The 15099-nt window shown below is 60.0% G+C and carries 19 protein-coding genes and 1 pseudogene; 9 read left to right on the top strand and 11 right to left on the bottom strand.

Going from position 1 to position 15099, the window contains the following annotated elements:
* The 3 genes and pseudogenes from BW989_RS12385 to BW989_RS12935 form a co-directional block, all read left to right on the top strand.
* Nucleotides 1–100: pseudogene (locus BW989_RS12385) on the top strand (IS481 family transposase); the annotation flags it as partial.
* Between the two features lie 128 nt (nucleotides 101–228).
* Nucleotides 229–531 carry a helix-turn-helix domain-containing protein gene (locus BW989_RS03115; RefSeq protein WP_076585339.1) on the top strand — a complete coding sequence of 101 codons (303 nt, stop codon included), beginning with the start codon at nucleotides 229–231 and terminating at the stop codon, nucleotides 529–531.
* A gap of 142 nt (nucleotides 532–673) precedes the next feature.
* A complete protein-coding gene (locus tag BW989_RS12935) occupies nucleotides 674–931 on the top strand; it encodes a pyocin activator PrtN family protein (RefSeq protein WP_076585341.1) in 258 nt (85 codons plus the stop codon).
* 270 nt (nucleotides 932–1201) lie between these two features.
* Here the strand turns inward: BW989_RS12935 and BW989_RS03125 are convergent, their stop codons facing one another.
* The 5 genes from BW989_RS03125 to BW989_RS03145 form a co-directional block, all read right to left on the bottom strand.
* On the bottom strand, nucleotides 1202–1888 hold the full coding sequence (locus BW989_RS03125; RefSeq protein ID WP_076585343.1) for a hypothetical protein: 687 nt from the start codon (nucleotides 1886–1888) through the stop codon (nucleotides 1202–1204).
* Nucleotides 1889–2031: 143 nt separating this feature from the next.
* On the bottom strand, nucleotides 2032–2463 hold the full coding sequence (locus tag BW989_RS03130; protein ID WP_076585345.1) for a hypothetical protein: 432 nt from the start codon (nucleotides 2461–2463) through the stop codon (nucleotides 2032–2034).
* A 186-nt stretch (nucleotides 2464–2649) separates the two neighbouring features.
* Nucleotides 2650–3099, bottom strand: coding sequence for a hypothetical protein (locus BW989_RS03135; protein ID WP_076585347.1), 450 nt, complete (start codon nucleotides 3097–3099; stop codon nucleotides 2650–2652).
* A gap of 123 nt (nucleotides 3100–3222) precedes the next feature.
* Nucleotides 3223–3681 (bottom strand): hypothetical protein, encoded by a 459-nt coding sequence (locus BW989_RS03140; protein ID WP_165688543.1) that lies wholly within the window; start codon nucleotides 3679–3681, stop codon nucleotides 3223–3225.
* Between the two features lie 80 nt (nucleotides 3682–3761).
* Nucleotides 3762–4484, bottom strand: a complete 723-nt coding sequence (locus BW989_RS03145) for an HAD family hydrolase (RefSeq protein WP_076585351.1) — start codon at nucleotides 4482–4484, stop codon at nucleotides 3762–3764.
* A gap of 96 nt (nucleotides 4485–4580) precedes the next feature.
* On the opposite strand from BW989_RS03145, the gene BW989_RS03150 reads away from it, so the two are divergent.
* On the top strand, nucleotides 4581–5756 hold the full coding sequence (locus BW989_RS03150) for a PQQ-dependent sugar dehydrogenase (protein ID WP_076585353.1): 1176 nt from the start codon (nucleotides 4581–4583) through the stop codon (nucleotides 5754–5756).
* Between the two features lie 20 nt (nucleotides 5757–5776).
* Here BW989_RS03150 and BW989_RS03155 read toward each other — a convergent pair whose 3' ends face one another.
* From BW989_RS03155 to BW989_RS12310, 5 genes are all read right to left on the bottom strand, one after another.
* Nucleotides 5777–6577 carry a lytic transglycosylase domain-containing protein gene (locus tag BW989_RS03155; RefSeq protein WP_076586358.1) on the bottom strand — a complete coding sequence of 267 codons (801 nt, stop codon included), beginning with the start codon at nucleotides 6575–6577 and terminating at the stop codon, nucleotides 5777–5779.
* Nucleotides 6578–6617: 40 nt separating this feature from the next.
* A complete protein-coding gene (locus BW989_RS03160; RefSeq protein ID WP_076585355.1) occupies nucleotides 6618–7829 on the bottom strand; it encodes a cation:proton antiporter in 1212 nt (403 codons plus the stop codon).
* A gap of 8 nt (nucleotides 7830–7837) precedes the next feature.
* A complete protein-coding gene (locus tag BW989_RS03165; protein ID WP_165688544.1) occupies nucleotides 7838–8635 on the bottom strand; it encodes an SDR family NAD(P)-dependent oxidoreductase in 798 nt (265 codons plus the stop codon).
* A gap of 12 nt (nucleotides 8636–8647) precedes the next feature.
* Nucleotides 8648–9559 (bottom strand): arginine deiminase-related protein, encoded by a 912-nt coding sequence (locus tag BW989_RS03170; protein WP_076586360.1) that lies wholly within the window; start codon nucleotides 9557–9559, stop codon nucleotides 8648–8650.
* Nucleotides 9560–9715: 156 nt separating this feature from the next.
* Nucleotides 9716–10243, bottom strand: coding sequence for an EF-hand domain-containing protein (locus BW989_RS12310; RefSeq protein WP_083688184.1), 528 nt, complete (start codon nucleotides 10241–10243; stop codon nucleotides 9716–9718).
* Between the two features lie 450 nt (nucleotides 10244–10693).
* On the opposite strand from BW989_RS12310, the gene BW989_RS03180 reads away from it, so the two are divergent.
* The 5 genes from BW989_RS03180 to BW989_RS03200 all read left to right on the top strand — a co-directional run bounded on the left by BW989_RS03180 (nucleotide 10694) and on the right by BW989_RS03200 (nucleotide 13876).
* Nucleotides 10694–11563, top strand: a complete 870-nt coding sequence (locus BW989_RS03180) for a pirin family protein (protein ID WP_129582801.1) — start codon at nucleotides 10694–10696, stop codon at nucleotides 11561–11563.
* Between the two features lie 76 nt (nucleotides 11564–11639).
* Nucleotides 11640–12239: an NADPH-dependent FMN reductase gene (locus tag BW989_RS03185; RefSeq protein ID WP_076585361.1), complete on the top strand. Its 600-nt coding sequence runs from the start codon at nucleotides 11640–11642 to the stop codon at nucleotides 12237–12239.
* Nucleotides 12236–12835, top strand: a complete 600-nt coding sequence (locus tag BW989_RS03190) for a hemerythrin domain-containing protein (RefSeq protein ID WP_076585363.1) — start codon at nucleotides 12236–12238, stop codon at nucleotides 12833–12835. Before BW989_RS03185 ends, BW989_RS03190 begins: the two co-directional genes overlap by 4 nt.
* Complete coding sequence (locus BW989_RS03195; RefSeq protein WP_076585365.1) at nucleotides 12832–13233, top strand: OsmC family protein; 402 nt, start codon at nucleotides 12832–12834, stop codon at nucleotides 13231–13233. The genes BW989_RS03190 and BW989_RS03195 overlap by 4 nt, the downstream gene beginning before the upstream one ends.
* A gap of 28 nt (nucleotides 13234–13261) precedes the next feature.
* Nucleotides 13262–13876 (top strand): hydrolase, encoded by a 615-nt coding sequence (locus tag BW989_RS03200; RefSeq protein WP_076585367.1) that lies wholly within the window; start codon nucleotides 13262–13264, stop codon nucleotides 13874–13876.
* 40 nt (nucleotides 13877–13916) lie between these two features.
* Here BW989_RS03200 and BW989_RS03205 read toward each other — a convergent pair whose 3' ends face one another.
* Nucleotides 13917–15047, bottom strand: a complete 1131-nt coding sequence (locus BW989_RS03205) for an MBL fold metallo-hydrolase (protein ID WP_083688186.1) — start codon at nucleotides 15045–15047, stop codon at nucleotides 13917–13919.
* Nucleotides 15048–15099: the final 52 nt, after the last annotated feature.

The raw sequence follows: 15099 nt of genomic DNA on the forward strand, positions 1-15099 counted from the left end.
CCAGTACAACTGGCACCGGCCGCACGCCAGCCTTGGCTACCAACCCCCGATCAGCCGCATCCAGCTTCCACTGAACAACGTCCTGGGTTTACACAACTAGGCGTCGATCGTGAACCCAAACCTTGGACATATCCGCCCAAGCCATCCGCCGGCAGCACAACACATATTCAAGAATATCGGATATCCAGAATCGGCATATAGCTTTGCTCTCGCCCCTAGGCGAGCGCGATGCCAAAGACCCTATATCGACCCGAGAACACCCTTCTGCGCAATCAATTGCGTAGTGCAAGGCAGGCCGCTGGCCTGACCCAGGTCGATCTGTCGGCCGCAATAGGCAAATCACAGACATTTGTCAGCGATGTAGAGCGCGGCGTGCGCCGTCTGGACACCATCGAGCTATGGGAAATATGTCGTGCCATGGGCGTCGATCTGACTGAGTTCATCGCAGAGTTCCAGGAGGCCGTGGAGTCTTCACGCACAGCGAAGGTGAAGAAGGCCAAGCCATCTGGTAGCCCTCGAAAGCGCAACTGATCCACCAAAGAGGCACCACAGCCCTTTGTGAAGGGCTGTATAAGGCGAGGAATCAGGCCGATTTTCACGCGCATTCCCGAACATTCCCGCGTGTTTCGCACGCTAGGCTGATCGCAGTTCCCCCGAGTCGTGATCAGGCTCCATGAAAACCCTCTTTCTCCTCCTCGCGGAATATGGCTCCGGCCAGATACCACTGGATGCCTGCGCAAACTTGTTTGGGCTCGCCCCGGCAGAAGCAGCCAAGCGAGCAATCCGAAGATCTTTACCTGTGCCGGCCTTCAGAGCTGGTAGCCAGAAATCTCCCTGGCTAGTCAACGCTGCGGATCTTGCCGCCTACCTCGACGCCGAGCGGGAAGCGGCGACGGAGGAGTGGCGGCGAGTGCGCGGAAAACCTCGCTGATCACGCTATCGAATGCTGCAAATTTGCTACATGGAGCACCGAGCACGCCCCAAGCTACTGAATGGCCGACGTTTTTAGCGGCTGGCTACCCAATCCATCATCGGGGCAACGGAGAGCGCCCAGCCGAACAACTCGGAATGGGCGTCAGGGGCAAGTGAGGAAGAAAGGTTCGAGGGCATTCTGCGCATTATCCCCCGTGTCGCCGCATCGCCCAACGAAAACGCCCGGCCAGAGCCGGGCGTCGATGCAACGGGATGTGGATGGACTGGCTCAACCGCGGCCCTTGCCGTTCCCGTTACCCTTGGGTTTTCCACCGCCGTTGTCCTTGGCCTTGCCACTGCCTTGGCCATTGTTGCCCTTGGCCTTTCCACCACCTGCTTGAGCCGGCTTGCCTTTGCTTCCCGATGCATGCGGCTTAGCCGACTTGGCCTTGGCTTGGCCACCGTTGTTCATCGCTTTGCCCTTGCCACGATTCGGGTAGGCACGCTCAAGTTCAGCATCCAACACGATCGGGCGGCCCCAGCGGTCATAGCTCGGCACAAAGCCGCGCTTGAGCTGGTGGAACTCGGCCGAGCCCGGCTTGATACCCATGCGCTGGGCGACTGCGCCCCACCCTTGGCCATGGTTGCGATCCCAGTCATCAACCACATTGCGGCACGGAATGCCGAGGATGTGCGCGATCGAACAAGCGTAATAAACATCGCCCGGCGCCCAATTGCGACGGACCAGGAGATCGGTCACCAAGTCTCGCGGCGCACCGTAATAGCGCACCATTTCATTGACGAACGGATCGCGATAGCGGGTGCCGTAGCGATTGATGTCGCCTAAACGCTGATCGACCCAGACATCACCACTGCGCGGATTCCAGCTGATGGCATAGTCCTGCGCAGCCAACGGGGCACTTATGGCACCAATGGCCAGCGCAAGCGCCAGAGCCTTCAAGTTCGTGTGCTTCATGATGATTCCTCCCATGTAGGCCTTGCACGTTGACGATCAAGCAGTGAACTGGCCATGAAAAATTTCGCTCCGCCGTGGTATCCAACCAGGCGATTCATCCGTGCGGCAGGAATATGAGCGCAACGCGATGAAGCAATGCGGAATCAGCGCTCGCTGAGCACGAAATTGCCGATCGACACACCGATATCCCAACCAGAGCCTGTGCCGGTCAGTGCTAGCGAGACCGATCCCTTGGTCACGACCTGCGCCTTGCTGGACTTGCCTGCGCCGGCATGGGCCTCGGCTGCGGCATAACCACCCAGCACTTCGCGGATGTTGTAAATGCCGGAAAATTCGCCTCGCCCGTTATCGATGCTCGACTTGCCGAACGTGATACCACCGCCGCGCGAGGTGATGCGCACCGGTAGCCGCTCGCCGTTGGAGCATGTGACCGTGCCTTCGCCTTCGGCGGTTTTATAGAACACTGACCAGCCCTGCATGTTGAAACGCAGTTTGCAGTCCAATGGCCCATCAGCACGCGCAATGGTTGGGGACAGGCTGCCGACAAGCAGCACCAGGCCCAATACCCAGGGCATCAATGACGGGAGCGAGGCGGGGGAAGACGGAGGCATCTGACCAATACTGCCAAAAAGAGGGGACCAATGTGAGTGGAGCCGGGCGTGACACACGTAAACCGAAGGGCATGCTGCAAACAGGGACAGCGCCCGAAGGCACTGTCCCTGCATGGTGTTCACTCACCTGTTGATAGGCTCTAGGCGAGATCAATCGTCGTAACGATCACGCCAGCGACGATCATCTCGGTAGTAGCCGTAACGATCATCACGGCGGTAGTCGCGGTAACCATCACGATCGTAGCGCGGGTCGTAATACGTAGCTTTGCACTTGCCCTTCTTGTTGCACTTCACGTTGTTTCGGCTACCCGGCCCATTGCGGTAGTAGCCGTAGGCGTTGCCATAGGGCGGGCCTGAACGATGCACTGTGCGGTAGTAAACCGGGCGACCATAACGGTCGCGCTGCACGATCAAACGATCATTCTGGCCATAATTGCCGTAGCGGTAGTAAGGCTGGCCTCCGCGCAGGATGACGTCGGCTACATCCACCAGCACACGAGAAATATCTTGTGCATGTGCCTGCTGCGGCACGGCCAAGGCGCCCATTCCGAGACCGGCGGCCAAGACGGCCGGGGCCATCCAACGAGTCAAGGTCTTCATCTTGAGCCTCCTGTAGGGAGCCACCCAATGTGGCCACGCATCCACCTTCGCACCGAGCGGGTGAACGGGCTTTTAACCCCTCCTTACATTCGTTCAAGTATTCAGCTTTCCATGGGGAAGCATTCAGCGACAAGCCTCACTGACCGCATCATCTAGCTGGATCATGCGGTCATAGGTCATCCGCATCCATTCCTTGTCGCGGATGCGATCACGCCGTTCGCGTGCACGCTCACAGCGTACGGCCATGCTTGAATCGCTGCTGCTGCGTCCACCACTGCCGCGAAGCGCGAGCGGGCGTAGTCGCGATGCCGTTTCGCGCCGACTCGCCTGCTGCCATTGACTGATATCGTCCTGCCTTTGCTTCAAGGCGAGATCATGCCGTGGGTCTGCCGTGACCACACGTTGCCAGACTTCATGGCTACCCGCCGGACATGCATCACTGACATAGACAGGCTGGCCGCTGGGCAATTTGCACTTGCGCAACTCTGCCGCCGCGACATCGCCCATCACGCCCCATGCCGCGAGCAAGATGACGCAGGCGGACATCATGCCTCTCGTTACCCCGCGCCACTGTTCTTGCATCGCCGCACTCCTACGCTTAGCACGGGATTAGCGTCACGCGCGGGGCCAAAGCTGCGCTATCAGGGTTTTCCCAAACGCAATTAGGTGGATGCCGCTAACTGGCTGATTGCGTGCACCAAATCGGGCAGTTCCAATGCGGCATGCACCACGCGCAGACGCGGATGCGCACAATCGACATCGGCTTCAGCTTCGTGTGCCCAGGTGACGTGATACGGCATGTGGATGCCCCAGGCCCCTAGCTCCAAAAGCGGCGCGATATCCGAGCGAAGCGAGTTGCCGATCATCACGAATTCACTCGGCGCGACGCCGAATTCTTTCAGCAAGCGCGCATAGGTCGGCGCGTCTTTCTCACTCACGATCTCGATGCGCTGGAACCAGCGCGACAAGCCGGACTCGCGCACCTTGGCTTCCTGATGGAACAAATCGCCCTTGGTGATCAAGACGATGTCATGGCGCGAAGCCACCGCTTCCACCGCATCCGCAACGCCCGGCAACAGCTCCACCGGATGACGCAGCAAGTCCTTCGCCATCGAAACGATGCGATGAATATCGGAAGCAGGAATGCGACCCTCAGTGATGTCGATGGCCGCTTCCACCATCGACAAGGTCATGCCTTTGACGCCGTAACCAAACAAGGCGAGGTTGCGCTTTTCCACCGCGTACAGCCGCGCACCGACATCATCCAGATCGACGTGCTCACCGACGATGCGACGGAATTCGGCCTCGGCTTCGCGGTAATAGTCTTCGCTCTTCCAGAGGGTGTCGTCGGCATCGAAGCCGACCATGCGGATCGTCTGATTCATGCGCGCATTTTATCAGTCGCATTCAGGCGGCGATGACGACGAATTATTAATGGCTGTGACAGGATGATGCTCTTATCGACCCGATGCGGAGCCCGTATGCGCACCTCTTGCCAGATGCTTGGCCTACTCACCTTCTCGCTCGCTTTGGCAGCGTGCCAAAACGGCGGCCCCGCCAATGTCGCGACACCTGCTGCCAGCAAGGCATCAAGCACAGCATCGACGGATGCCGTCGATACCCAACCTTTCCAGGCGACTGAGTTCGCTCGCTTCAACGAACCCTGGGCGATGAGTTTTCTGCCCGGTGGGGCGCTGCTGGTCAGTGAAAGGGGCGGCAAGTTGTTTATGTTCGATCCCACCAATAAGCAAAGTCGGATCATCTCGGGTATCCCGAAAGTCGCTTATGGCGGCCAAGGCGGCTTGGGCGATGTCGTGCCCCATCCCAATTTCGAGCAGAACCGCTTGATCTATTTCAGTTACGCCGAAGCTGGCGATGACAACACCCGCGGCGCGGTAGTGGCGCGCGCCAGCCTGACAAGCTTCAAGGCCGGCGGCGGCTCGCTATCCACGCCCGAAGTCATCTGGCGCCAAGTGCCGAAGGTTGAGGGCGGTGGCCACTACAGCCATCGCATCGCGTTCTCACCGGATGGAAAGCTCTTCATCAGCTCGGGCGAGCGACAGAAGTTCGACCCCGCGCAGGACATGAAAAGCAACATGGGCAAGATCATCCGCCTCAACGACGATGGCAGCGTGCCGGCGGACAATCCATTTGCCTCGCAAGGTGGGGTGGCTGCGCAAGTGTGGTCGCTGGGTCATCGCAATGTGCTGGGACTGGCATTCGATGGGCAAGGCCGCTTGTGGGACAACGAGATGGGCCCGAAGGGTGGCGATGAAATCAACCTGATCGTGAAGGGCGACAACTACGGCTACCCAATCGTCAGCAATGGCGATCATTACGATGGCCGCCCCATCCCAGATCACGACACCGCGCCGCAATACCACGCACCCGCCACCAGCTGGACACCGGTCATCTCGCCCTCAAGCCTGCTGTTCTACAGCGGCACGCAATTCCCTGCCTGGCAGGGGCGCGCACTGATCGGCGGCTTGTCGTCGAAGGCACTCGTCGTCGTACAAATCGATGGCGACAGCGCTCGCGAGGAAACGCGCTACAACATGGGCGAGCGCATTCGTGAAGTGGAGCAAGGCCCCGATGGCACGCTCTGGTTGCTGGAAGATGGTGACAACGGGCGCTTGCTAAAACTCACGCCGCGCTAAGCCCAGGCTGCATCACCCATTCATTGCGCCGCACGTAGCGGCGGATTGAGCGGCGGCAGTTTGAGTGCCTGGCGATACAGGATGTGCAAGGCCTCGACCTTTTGCACGTATTCCAGGGTTTCCTTGTACGGCGGAACACCGCCGTACTTGGCCACGGCGCCGATGCCCGCGTTATAAGCCGCTGCCGCACGAGTGAAGTCACCCTTGTAGCGCCGTAACAACGAGGACAAATGCTTGGCACCGCCACGAATCGATTGATCGTGCGCGTAGCCATCGGTGACGCCGAGTTCGCGGGCGGTTTCAGGCATCAACTGCATCACGCCCATCGCGCCCTTGGCTGAGGTGGCCTTGTCGTTGAAACCGCTCTCGGCATGCGCGATGGCGCGCACGAACGCGTCATCCACCTTGTTCGCTTTCGCAGCGGCGCGAAACTCGCGATCAAAAGGTTTCAGCTGCGCCTTGCCCACCTTGCCCAGACCCGCATGCGCGGGTGAACCGGGCGGCGTCTGCACCGTGAATTTCAGCACGGGCGTGGCGCCAGGCAACTTGCGCGTACCGTAGACCAGCTTGCCGTCCTGCATGCGTTCGTACAATGTGCCTTGCACGACGCCCAGCTCGCCCCAGAGATTCGGCACCTTGCCCGCGGTGTCCTCGATCTCTTTCTTGCTGCACTTCGAGCCGGGCTCCGGCGCGGTGGACAGGCTCACCGTGTTGTCGCGCAGGCAGCGGTAGACGGTACGCTTCTGCGCCAACGCATCGGGCGCGATGGCGAAGAGGCTGCACAGCAGCAGGCTGGTAACGAGGGCGGGTCGATGTCGCATCGCGCACATTCTAGGCAGGAGACCTGAATGATCGGTTCGATCAGGCCTCACGCTTGAACAACCCGGGCATGCGCCGCAGCTTGGGCGAGACCATGGGAATCGTCAGCATAGTGCTGGCCACCGCCATCAACAGCAGTGCGGTGAAAGTTTCGCTGGTGATGATGTGTTTGTCCAATAGCACGTTGGCGAAGATGATCATGATCAGCGCCTTGGTCTGCAGCAGCCAGCCGATGATGCTGGCCTCGCCCTTGGGCCAACGCAGCACGCGCCCGGCCAAGTGCAGGCCCGCCAATTTGCCCGACACCGAGGCCAGCAGGAGTATGCCCGCCGCGACAAACACCACTGCACCGCCCATCGCCCAATTGGTACGCAAACCGGTGGAGAGGAAGAACACCGGCATCACCACCAACAACACGTGATGGCGCAGCAAGTCCATCTTCTCCTCATCGAACCAATCGCTATCCATCACCACGCCCGCCAAGAACGCACCGACCATGAAATGCAGGCCGGCCCAATCCGCGCCAAAGGCCACGATGCAAAGCCAGATCAAGGCAACGTACCAACGGTCTCGTTCGGGAATGGCACGCATCAGTTTCCGGAACAGTACGCAAGCAATGGCGTAGCCCGCAAGGAAAGCTCCCTGCCGACCAATACGCTCCCAATCCATCAAGACAATCGCGAGTACCCCCCAGATCGCGATGTCGTCGAGGCTGGCGTAGCGCAGGATGCGCTGGCCCAACTGCGTACGCAGGATCTCGAGCTTCTCCATCAACAGGATAAGGATGGGAAGCGCTGTCACTGCACATGACATGCCGACACCCGCGACGAATTGCCACGCTTCGCCCGATGCACCGATCCAGCCTGAAAACTGCAACAAACCCACGGCAGCGAGCGCACCGAATAACAATGGCATCCCCAACGCGAGCCCGGCGGTGATACCGGATTCGCGGCGGTTCGCCCAGGCTTTTTTGAGATCCAGCTCGATGCCGGCGATGCACACAAAAATCATCACCGCCCACCAGGCGATGCCATTGAGTGACTGCACCACGTCCTTGGTGAAGATGAACTGGTAGTACTCGGGAAACCACTTGCCCAATACACCGGGCCCCAGCACGATGCCGGTGATGATCTGCACCACCACCAACGGCGCCCAGTAGTCGGTGCGACCCAGGCGCCAGACCAGATACGGCAACGCCATGATGATGGTCATGGCGATGAGGAAAAGCTCGGTGGTAGTGATCGCGTGGGGCATGGCTGAACTCAGGCAGGCCGCGACACGCGGCGGACGATTTTCGCCAGCAACGTCCGCGGGGTAAAGCGCATCGCGAATACCTGCAGCTTGTTGAGTAGGCCATGCACCACCAGCCGACGACGTTGCATGCAGGCCTGCCAGGCGGCGCGACCGACCTCGTCGCCATCGGGCAGGTGATTGCCACTGAACAAGGCCGAGCGCTTGGCATTGGCACGATCTGCAAATTGCGTACGCACCGGGCCCGGACAATAAGCCGTCACCCCCACACCACGGGACGCGAGTTCTTCGGCGATGCCCTCACTCCAGCTGCGCAGATACGCCTTGCTGCCGTAGTAAGCCGCCAGATACGGGCCCGGGGGGAACGACGCGATGGACGCGATGTTAAGAAGGTAGCCGCCCCGCTCCACCAACTGCGGCAAGAAGCGCTTGGCCAGCACGGTCGGGGCTTCGATGTTGAGCCGCAACATCGCCAATTCTTCATCCAGCGAGGTGTCGATGAACTCGCCGAACACCCCGATGCCTGCATTGTTCACCAGACAATCAATGGTGATGCCACGTGCTTGCAGCGCATCGAACAAGGCATCTGCACCGCCCGGCAACGACAAATCCTGCGCCAGGGCAGTGATTTGCACGCCATAACGGCGACGCCAATCTTCGGCAAATGCGTCGATGTCTCCAGTCTTGCGCGCGGTAAGCACCAGATGCCAACCATCACGCGCTGCTGCTTCCGCAATGCCCTTGCCGATACCGCCCGAGGCACCGGTCACCAACGCCGTCTTGCGGCGCGATGCGAGTTCAGTCGTCATCATTGATCCTTGTCAGAACATTTCGCCGATGCAGCAACGGAGCGAGCCGCCACCCGCTTCAATGGCATCGAGTGGCACCGAATGCACCGTGAAGCCTGCATCGTTTAATACCTTCGCACTTTGTGGACGCAAAGCCGCTTGCGCGGCCTCGCTCATCCACACTGTATCTGGCGATAAGGCAATGCAGTTGCCAACGAACGCCGCGTGCTCGGCGTCATCGCAAACAACAGAATGCGGTGCATAGAAGGCAGCGATGGCGGAGGCGAGTTCTTCATCGGCAAACCCTTTTGGGCAGACCACCGCGGCTCGACCCGCCAACACCGCCAGGACGACATTGGTGTGGTATTCGCCAGGAGACAAATCGAGCATGAGGGTGGCGCGCAAACCGAAGGCTTCGTGCATCAGGCGTGCGCCTTCTTCATCGCAACGTTCGGACAATCCTGCATAGCCGATACCACGTGCGCGATCGATTACCAGTGCGCCGGTGAGCTCGCATGCGTGTGGTTGCGTGGAGAGATCGACTTCATCGCGGCTAAGGGTGTCGCGGAAGAATTGGCGGATGTCGCCTCGCTCCGCCTCGCGCTGACGCACCGGGTGACGCATACGCCCGATAATGCTGCGGCCGGCCGCGGTCCCGAACACGTTGTTGGGGAAGACCGCATCGGGCGTAGCCGGGTCGCCCGCGAAGCAAATCGTCGGCACGACCCGACTGATCGCACGCTGCAGTTCGCGATGCTGCATGGAAGCGCGCGCAGCATCGAACGCAACCGGATCGGCCATGTACTGGTTATCACGCGCGGATTCGACCGCCTGCGCAAACCCATCGGGCGCCACAAGAAAGGCAGCACGCGCCGTCGCAGGGCCAAAGTCAGCAGGCAAGCTGCGCGCATGGGCGAAGAAAGCGTCGATGTCGCGGGTGAGCATGCGTCGATTGTGCGTGATGTCATGGCGGATGTCGTGCAGGCATCGCCCGCGATACGCCAGACCAATCACACATCCCAATAGCAACGGGGCAGCTTGCGCTGCCCCGTTGGCCACAACTGTCGTTATGTCTGCGCGATCAGACGTCGCGCTTGTGTCTTACGAGTCGGACTTTGCCTTGGCGCGGGCCGCATTGTTGCTGGCCACCCAAGCCTTGTACTCGTCCTGGCTCAATTCACCGTCGGCATTGGCGTCCGCTTCGACGAAGATCTTGGACAGGCTGGGCATGCCCTGCGCCTCAGCCGCGCTCAGGGTGCCATTGCCGTCGCCGTCCAGATCACTCCACTTCTTCTCGCCATTGGCCTTGGCAACCGGTGCTGCCGGGGTGGCGGGAACCGCCGGCGTGGCCTTGGTGGCATCTGCGGTCGGCGGCACGGCTGGCGTTGCCGGGGTAGCCGGCGGCGTCGCCTGCACCTGGGCCTGAGTTTTCACGTCAGCCCTGGCACCCATCTGCGCAGCGGCCTGATCATGCGCGGCATTCACTTGGGTAGCCGCATTGGCATCCACACCAGCACCGACATTCGCCTTCACCGGGCCTGCAGCCACTTGAGCCATCGCCATCGGGGCGGCCAGGGCCAGCGAAGCCGCGGCCAGGATCAAAGCTTTCTTGTTGTTGTAGTTTTTCATGGGGTTACCTCTCTCGTTCGTGGGGGAGCGAAACGAGCCTCGGAAGGTGCCGAGACACGAAGCCTGTCGATGTACGCGTTGCGGAGCGTCCTCGACCAGCACGGCCAACCCTGACCGACCCGGCATGAACAAATCCGGACGGCCGATCGCAAGCAGAACGAACGTTTAACCCGTGCCTGCAGAAAAGCCGCTAGCACTTCTTGATAAAGCCCATGAAACCGTGACCGGCACTTCCAATCCGACTGTCTGCAAGCTGAACCTGCTCGGGTCATTCGAATTTTGTTAGGGGCGAATCGGCCTCTAACACCACCCACCCGGCGGCTCACAGCGCTTGAGATCGTTCTCAAATTGAAACGATAGGTTCAAAATCGACCATCTACCGCCTACATCGTCCTATCAATAGTATTTACTCATTCCCCGGACCTGTCGTCCGAACGAATGGAGAGCGCAATGAAGAAGATCCTCGGCATCACCAGCGCGCCCGGCCGCCATTGGGTGGGCGATGGCTTCCCGGTGCACGGCATGTTTGGCTACAACGGCCCCGAAGTCGCCCAACGCAGTCCGTTCCTGCTGCTGGACTACGCCGCCCCGACCGAGTTCGGCCCCAACACCGACTATCGCCGTGGCGTTGGCCAGCATCCGCACCGCGGCTTCGAGACCGTCACGATTGTCTACGAAGGCGAGGTCGAGCATCGCGATTCCACCGGCAAAGGCGGCGTGATCGGCCGTGGCGATGTGCAGTGGATGACAGCCGGCAGCGGCATCCTGCACGAAGAGTTCCACTCCGAGCGCTACAGCCGCGAAGGTGGGCCGTTCGAGATGGTGCAGCTGTGGGTCAACCTGCCTGCCAAGGACAAGATGGCCGCGCCCGGTTACCAGGCCATCACCGACGCGACCATCCCGCAGGTCAGCCTGCCCGATAACGCAGGCACTGTGCGGATCATCGCGGGCAATTACGAAGGCAACGCCGGCCCCGCCAGCACCTTCAGCCCGATGAATGTTTGGGATCTGCGCTTGAAGGCCGGCAAAAACGTCAACCTGCCCCAGGTCGAAGGTTGGACCACGCTCTTGGTGGTGCTGGAAGGCACCGTGCAGATCAATGGCGACACGGTGCTGCGTCAAGCACAGATGGCGACGCTTTCGGCCGAAGGCAGCGATGTGCGCATTGAAGCCAATAGCGACGCCAAGGTCCTGCTGCTGGCAGGCGAGCCCATTGACGAGCCTGTGATTGGTTACGGCCCGTTTGTGATGAACACCCAGGCCGAGATCGCCGAAGCCATTCGCGATTTCAATGCTGGAAAGTTTGGCCAGATGCACTAAGCAAGCCCACCATCGCGACATTTTTTGATGTCGCGATGGTCCACTTTTCATCTTTCACTGACCCGAGATAACCCCAATGACAAAGCCTCTGAAGATTGCCCTCATCCTCGGCAGCACGCGCGACGCGCGTTTCGCCCCAATCCCCGCCGAATGGATGCTAGAGCAAGCCGCATCGCGTGATGACATCGACCTTGAACTGGTCGATCTAAAGGATTTCGATCTGCCCTTGTTCAACGAAAAAGCATCCAATGCATGGATGCCCAGCGGAGACCCACGCGCCGTTGCATGGCAAAAGCGCATCGGTGAATTCGATGGCTATATCGTCGTCACTGCCGAGTACAACCACTCGATCACGGGTGCGCTCAAGAACGCTTTCGATCAAGCCTATGTCGAATGGGCACACAAGCCGATCGGCTTTCTCGCCTATGGCGGCGTGGGCGGCGCGCGTGCAGTCGAGCATGCACGGATGATCGCGGTCGAGCTACAGATGGTGCCGGTACACGCGGGCGTGCATATCGGCGGCAGCGATTATGTCTCCGTGGTGCATCAGCGTCAGCCGATGTCCACCATCCACGACCACATCGCCCCCTCTGCACAAACCATGCTCAACGAGATTGTTTGGTGGGGCAATGCCACGCGCAATGCACGCGAAGCGGATGCACGGGCGACGCAATGACGTATAGCCGCGTCAGCAATACCCAGGCGCGGGAGGAAAGGCTGACGCCTGACCTCCTTGCGTTGCATGCCCTCAGACCGCGTGGCACATGGGACAGCCTGCCCAGTGGCGGGTTGGCACACACCTGGCTTGCAATGCATGACAGCCTTCGCCATGGGCAGGCCATGTTGGAGCGACTCGCCACGCATTGGCAGTTGAAGTTGATCGATGCGGCAAGGTTTCGTGAGCAGGCCTTGCCCTTGCTGCAGCAGCATCTTGGCCATCTGCACGGCCACCACCGACTGGAAGACACGCATTACTTCCCACAATTTCGTGTGATGGAGCCGCGCATCGGCAGTGGCATTGACCTGCTCGAGAACGATCACGAATCGCTGCATCGCGCCATCGATGTGTTGGAGGAATTAACACGACGTCTGGCATCGTTAGGGCTGGATGATCCCGAAACAAGCGCATTGATACAAAAACTCGCCGGGGCACTTCATCGCTTCGGCCCCGAGATGCGTCAACACTTGCTGGATGAAGAAGACTTGGTCATCCCCTTGCTTGCCATTGCCGATAACCACAATACCCCGCCTGACAACAAGGAGTCCGCATGAAAACGGTTGCCCATGCCCGCATCACATCGACTGACACGCACTACGTGCATGACATTCATGCCGGTCGGTACGACCTGAAAACCGATGAACCCGTGGCACTGGGCGGTCAGGGACAGGGCCCCGCACCGTTCGACCTCTACCTCGCCTCACTCTCCGCATGCACGGCGATCACCTTGCGCATGTATGCAGAACGCAAAGGCTGGGACTTGGGTGAATTCCGCGCGGAACTGAAAGCCGAAATGGACGATGACGGTCATCTGCACGTCAATCGCATCCTGCATGCCAGTGGCCCGCTGGACGAAGCGCAATGGCAACGATTACTCGAAGTCGTGGCCAACACACCTGTAACCAAAGTGATGCGCGAAGGCGCCGCCATCACGAGCGAACGCGGCAACTAAATCTTTGACAGACAGCAAGGAGAACGACATGTCCGGCCCCACCCCGATTCGTGACCCGCAGACCGATCACCTGATCACCCCGCAGAACGCGGTGATCACTTTCATCGATTACCAACCCGAACAATATGCGGGCGTCCACTCCATCGATACCAAGACACTGCTGGCCGGTGTCATCACGCTAGGCGAGATCGCCACGTCCTACGGCCTGCCTGTCGTGCTGTCCACCGTGGGCGTCGGCACGCGCGGCATGAAAGGCACCAACGAAGAATTGAAAGCCGCCCTGCCCGGCGTGCCAGAGATCGACCGCACCACGCTCAATTCCTGGGAAGACCCGGAATTCCGCGCCGCCGTTGAAGCCACTGGCCGACGCAAATTGATCGTCGCCGGCTTGTGGACCGAGATTTGCGTGGCCTTCCCCGTGCTGGATGCTTTGAAGGAAGGCTATGACGTGTACTTCGTCGCCGATGCGATTGGCGGCCTTAGTACGGCCACCCACGAAGCCGCGATGCAACGCATGATCCAGGCAGGCGCCAAACCCATTTCGGTGATTGGTCTGGCTGGCGAATTACAACGCGACTGGGGCCGGGAAGGCGCCGACAAATTGCGGGCCGCGCTCGGTGGCTACTTCGGCCGCATGCGCTGAGTTTTCTCAGCGTTGAATATTGATGTGAGACTGGCCCAGCTCAACGCTGGGCCATTTCCTTTGCGGAGCCCACGCCGCGCCACCAGTACTCACCCGCGTGCGGGTTGTTGATATCGATGCGTTCGCCGATAACCGGAGTGGTGATGTTGATGCCACGCTCGCCACCTAGCCGGGTGATTTGCTCGAACGGGTCATACCACGCATGCATGGCGAGATCGAAAGTGCCGTTATGGATAGGCAGCAGCCACTTCCCACCCAAGTCGATATGTGCCTGCAAGGTTTGTGCCGGCATCATGTGTACGTACGGCCATTGCGTGTTGTAGGCGCCGGTTTCCATTAGCGTGAGATCAAACGGTCCAAAGCGCTCGCCGATCTCCGCAAACCGTTTGAAGTAGCCACTGTCACCACTGAAGTACACCCGCTTTTCGCCATCGATGATCACCCAGGATCCCCATAGCGTGCGGTTGCTATCTCGCAGGCCGCGCCCGGAAAAATGCTGCGTGGGCGTCAACACGAATTTCATCCCGTCGATGCTGAAGCCGTTCCACCAATCGAATTGCTTCACTTTCTCCGGCGGCACGCCCCAGTCTGCAATGCGATCGCCCACACCGAGCGGTGCCAGGAAGAAATCGGTCTTCGCAGCCAATGCCTTGACCGCAGCGCTATCGAGATGATCGTAATGATCGTGCGAGAACAGCACCGCACGTATCGGCGGCAACTCTTCCAGCGAAATCGGCGGCGCGTGGAAGCGCTTGGGCCCTGCGAACTGCACAGGTGATGCACGCTCGGAGAACACCGGATCGGTGATGAACCACTTGCCGCGCAGCTTCATCAAGATGATGGAATGCCCCAACCTGTACAAACTGCGGTCCGGCGCTGCATCCAGCTCTGCACGCGTCAACTTGCGTACTGGAATCGGGCCATCGGGCACGGTGTTGGCGGGTTTGTTGAAGAAAAAATCCCACATCACTTTCGCGCCCGGCTCGGGGGAATCGGCTGGCTTGGGAGTGATGTTATGGAACTGTCCATCTGAAAATTGTGGCGACGCGCTGTAGTCGCCAATCTGCGCACGCAATGCAATGGAAGCACTCAAGGCAATTAATCCAAGAACAAGAAGCCGCCGCAGCCAACGACGCCGGAGCAGCGGCTTGGGGGAAGAAGGTTCGGGCATGTGTCGGATGTCCGTCGGAGTGAGAGTGAATTGGGGATAAAAAGGTCCGATA

This window comes from Solilutibacter tolerans (assembly GCF_900155935.1).
GTDB lineage: Bacteria > Pseudomonadota > Gammaproteobacteria > Xanthomonadales > Xanthomonadaceae > Solilutibacter > Solilutibacter tolerans.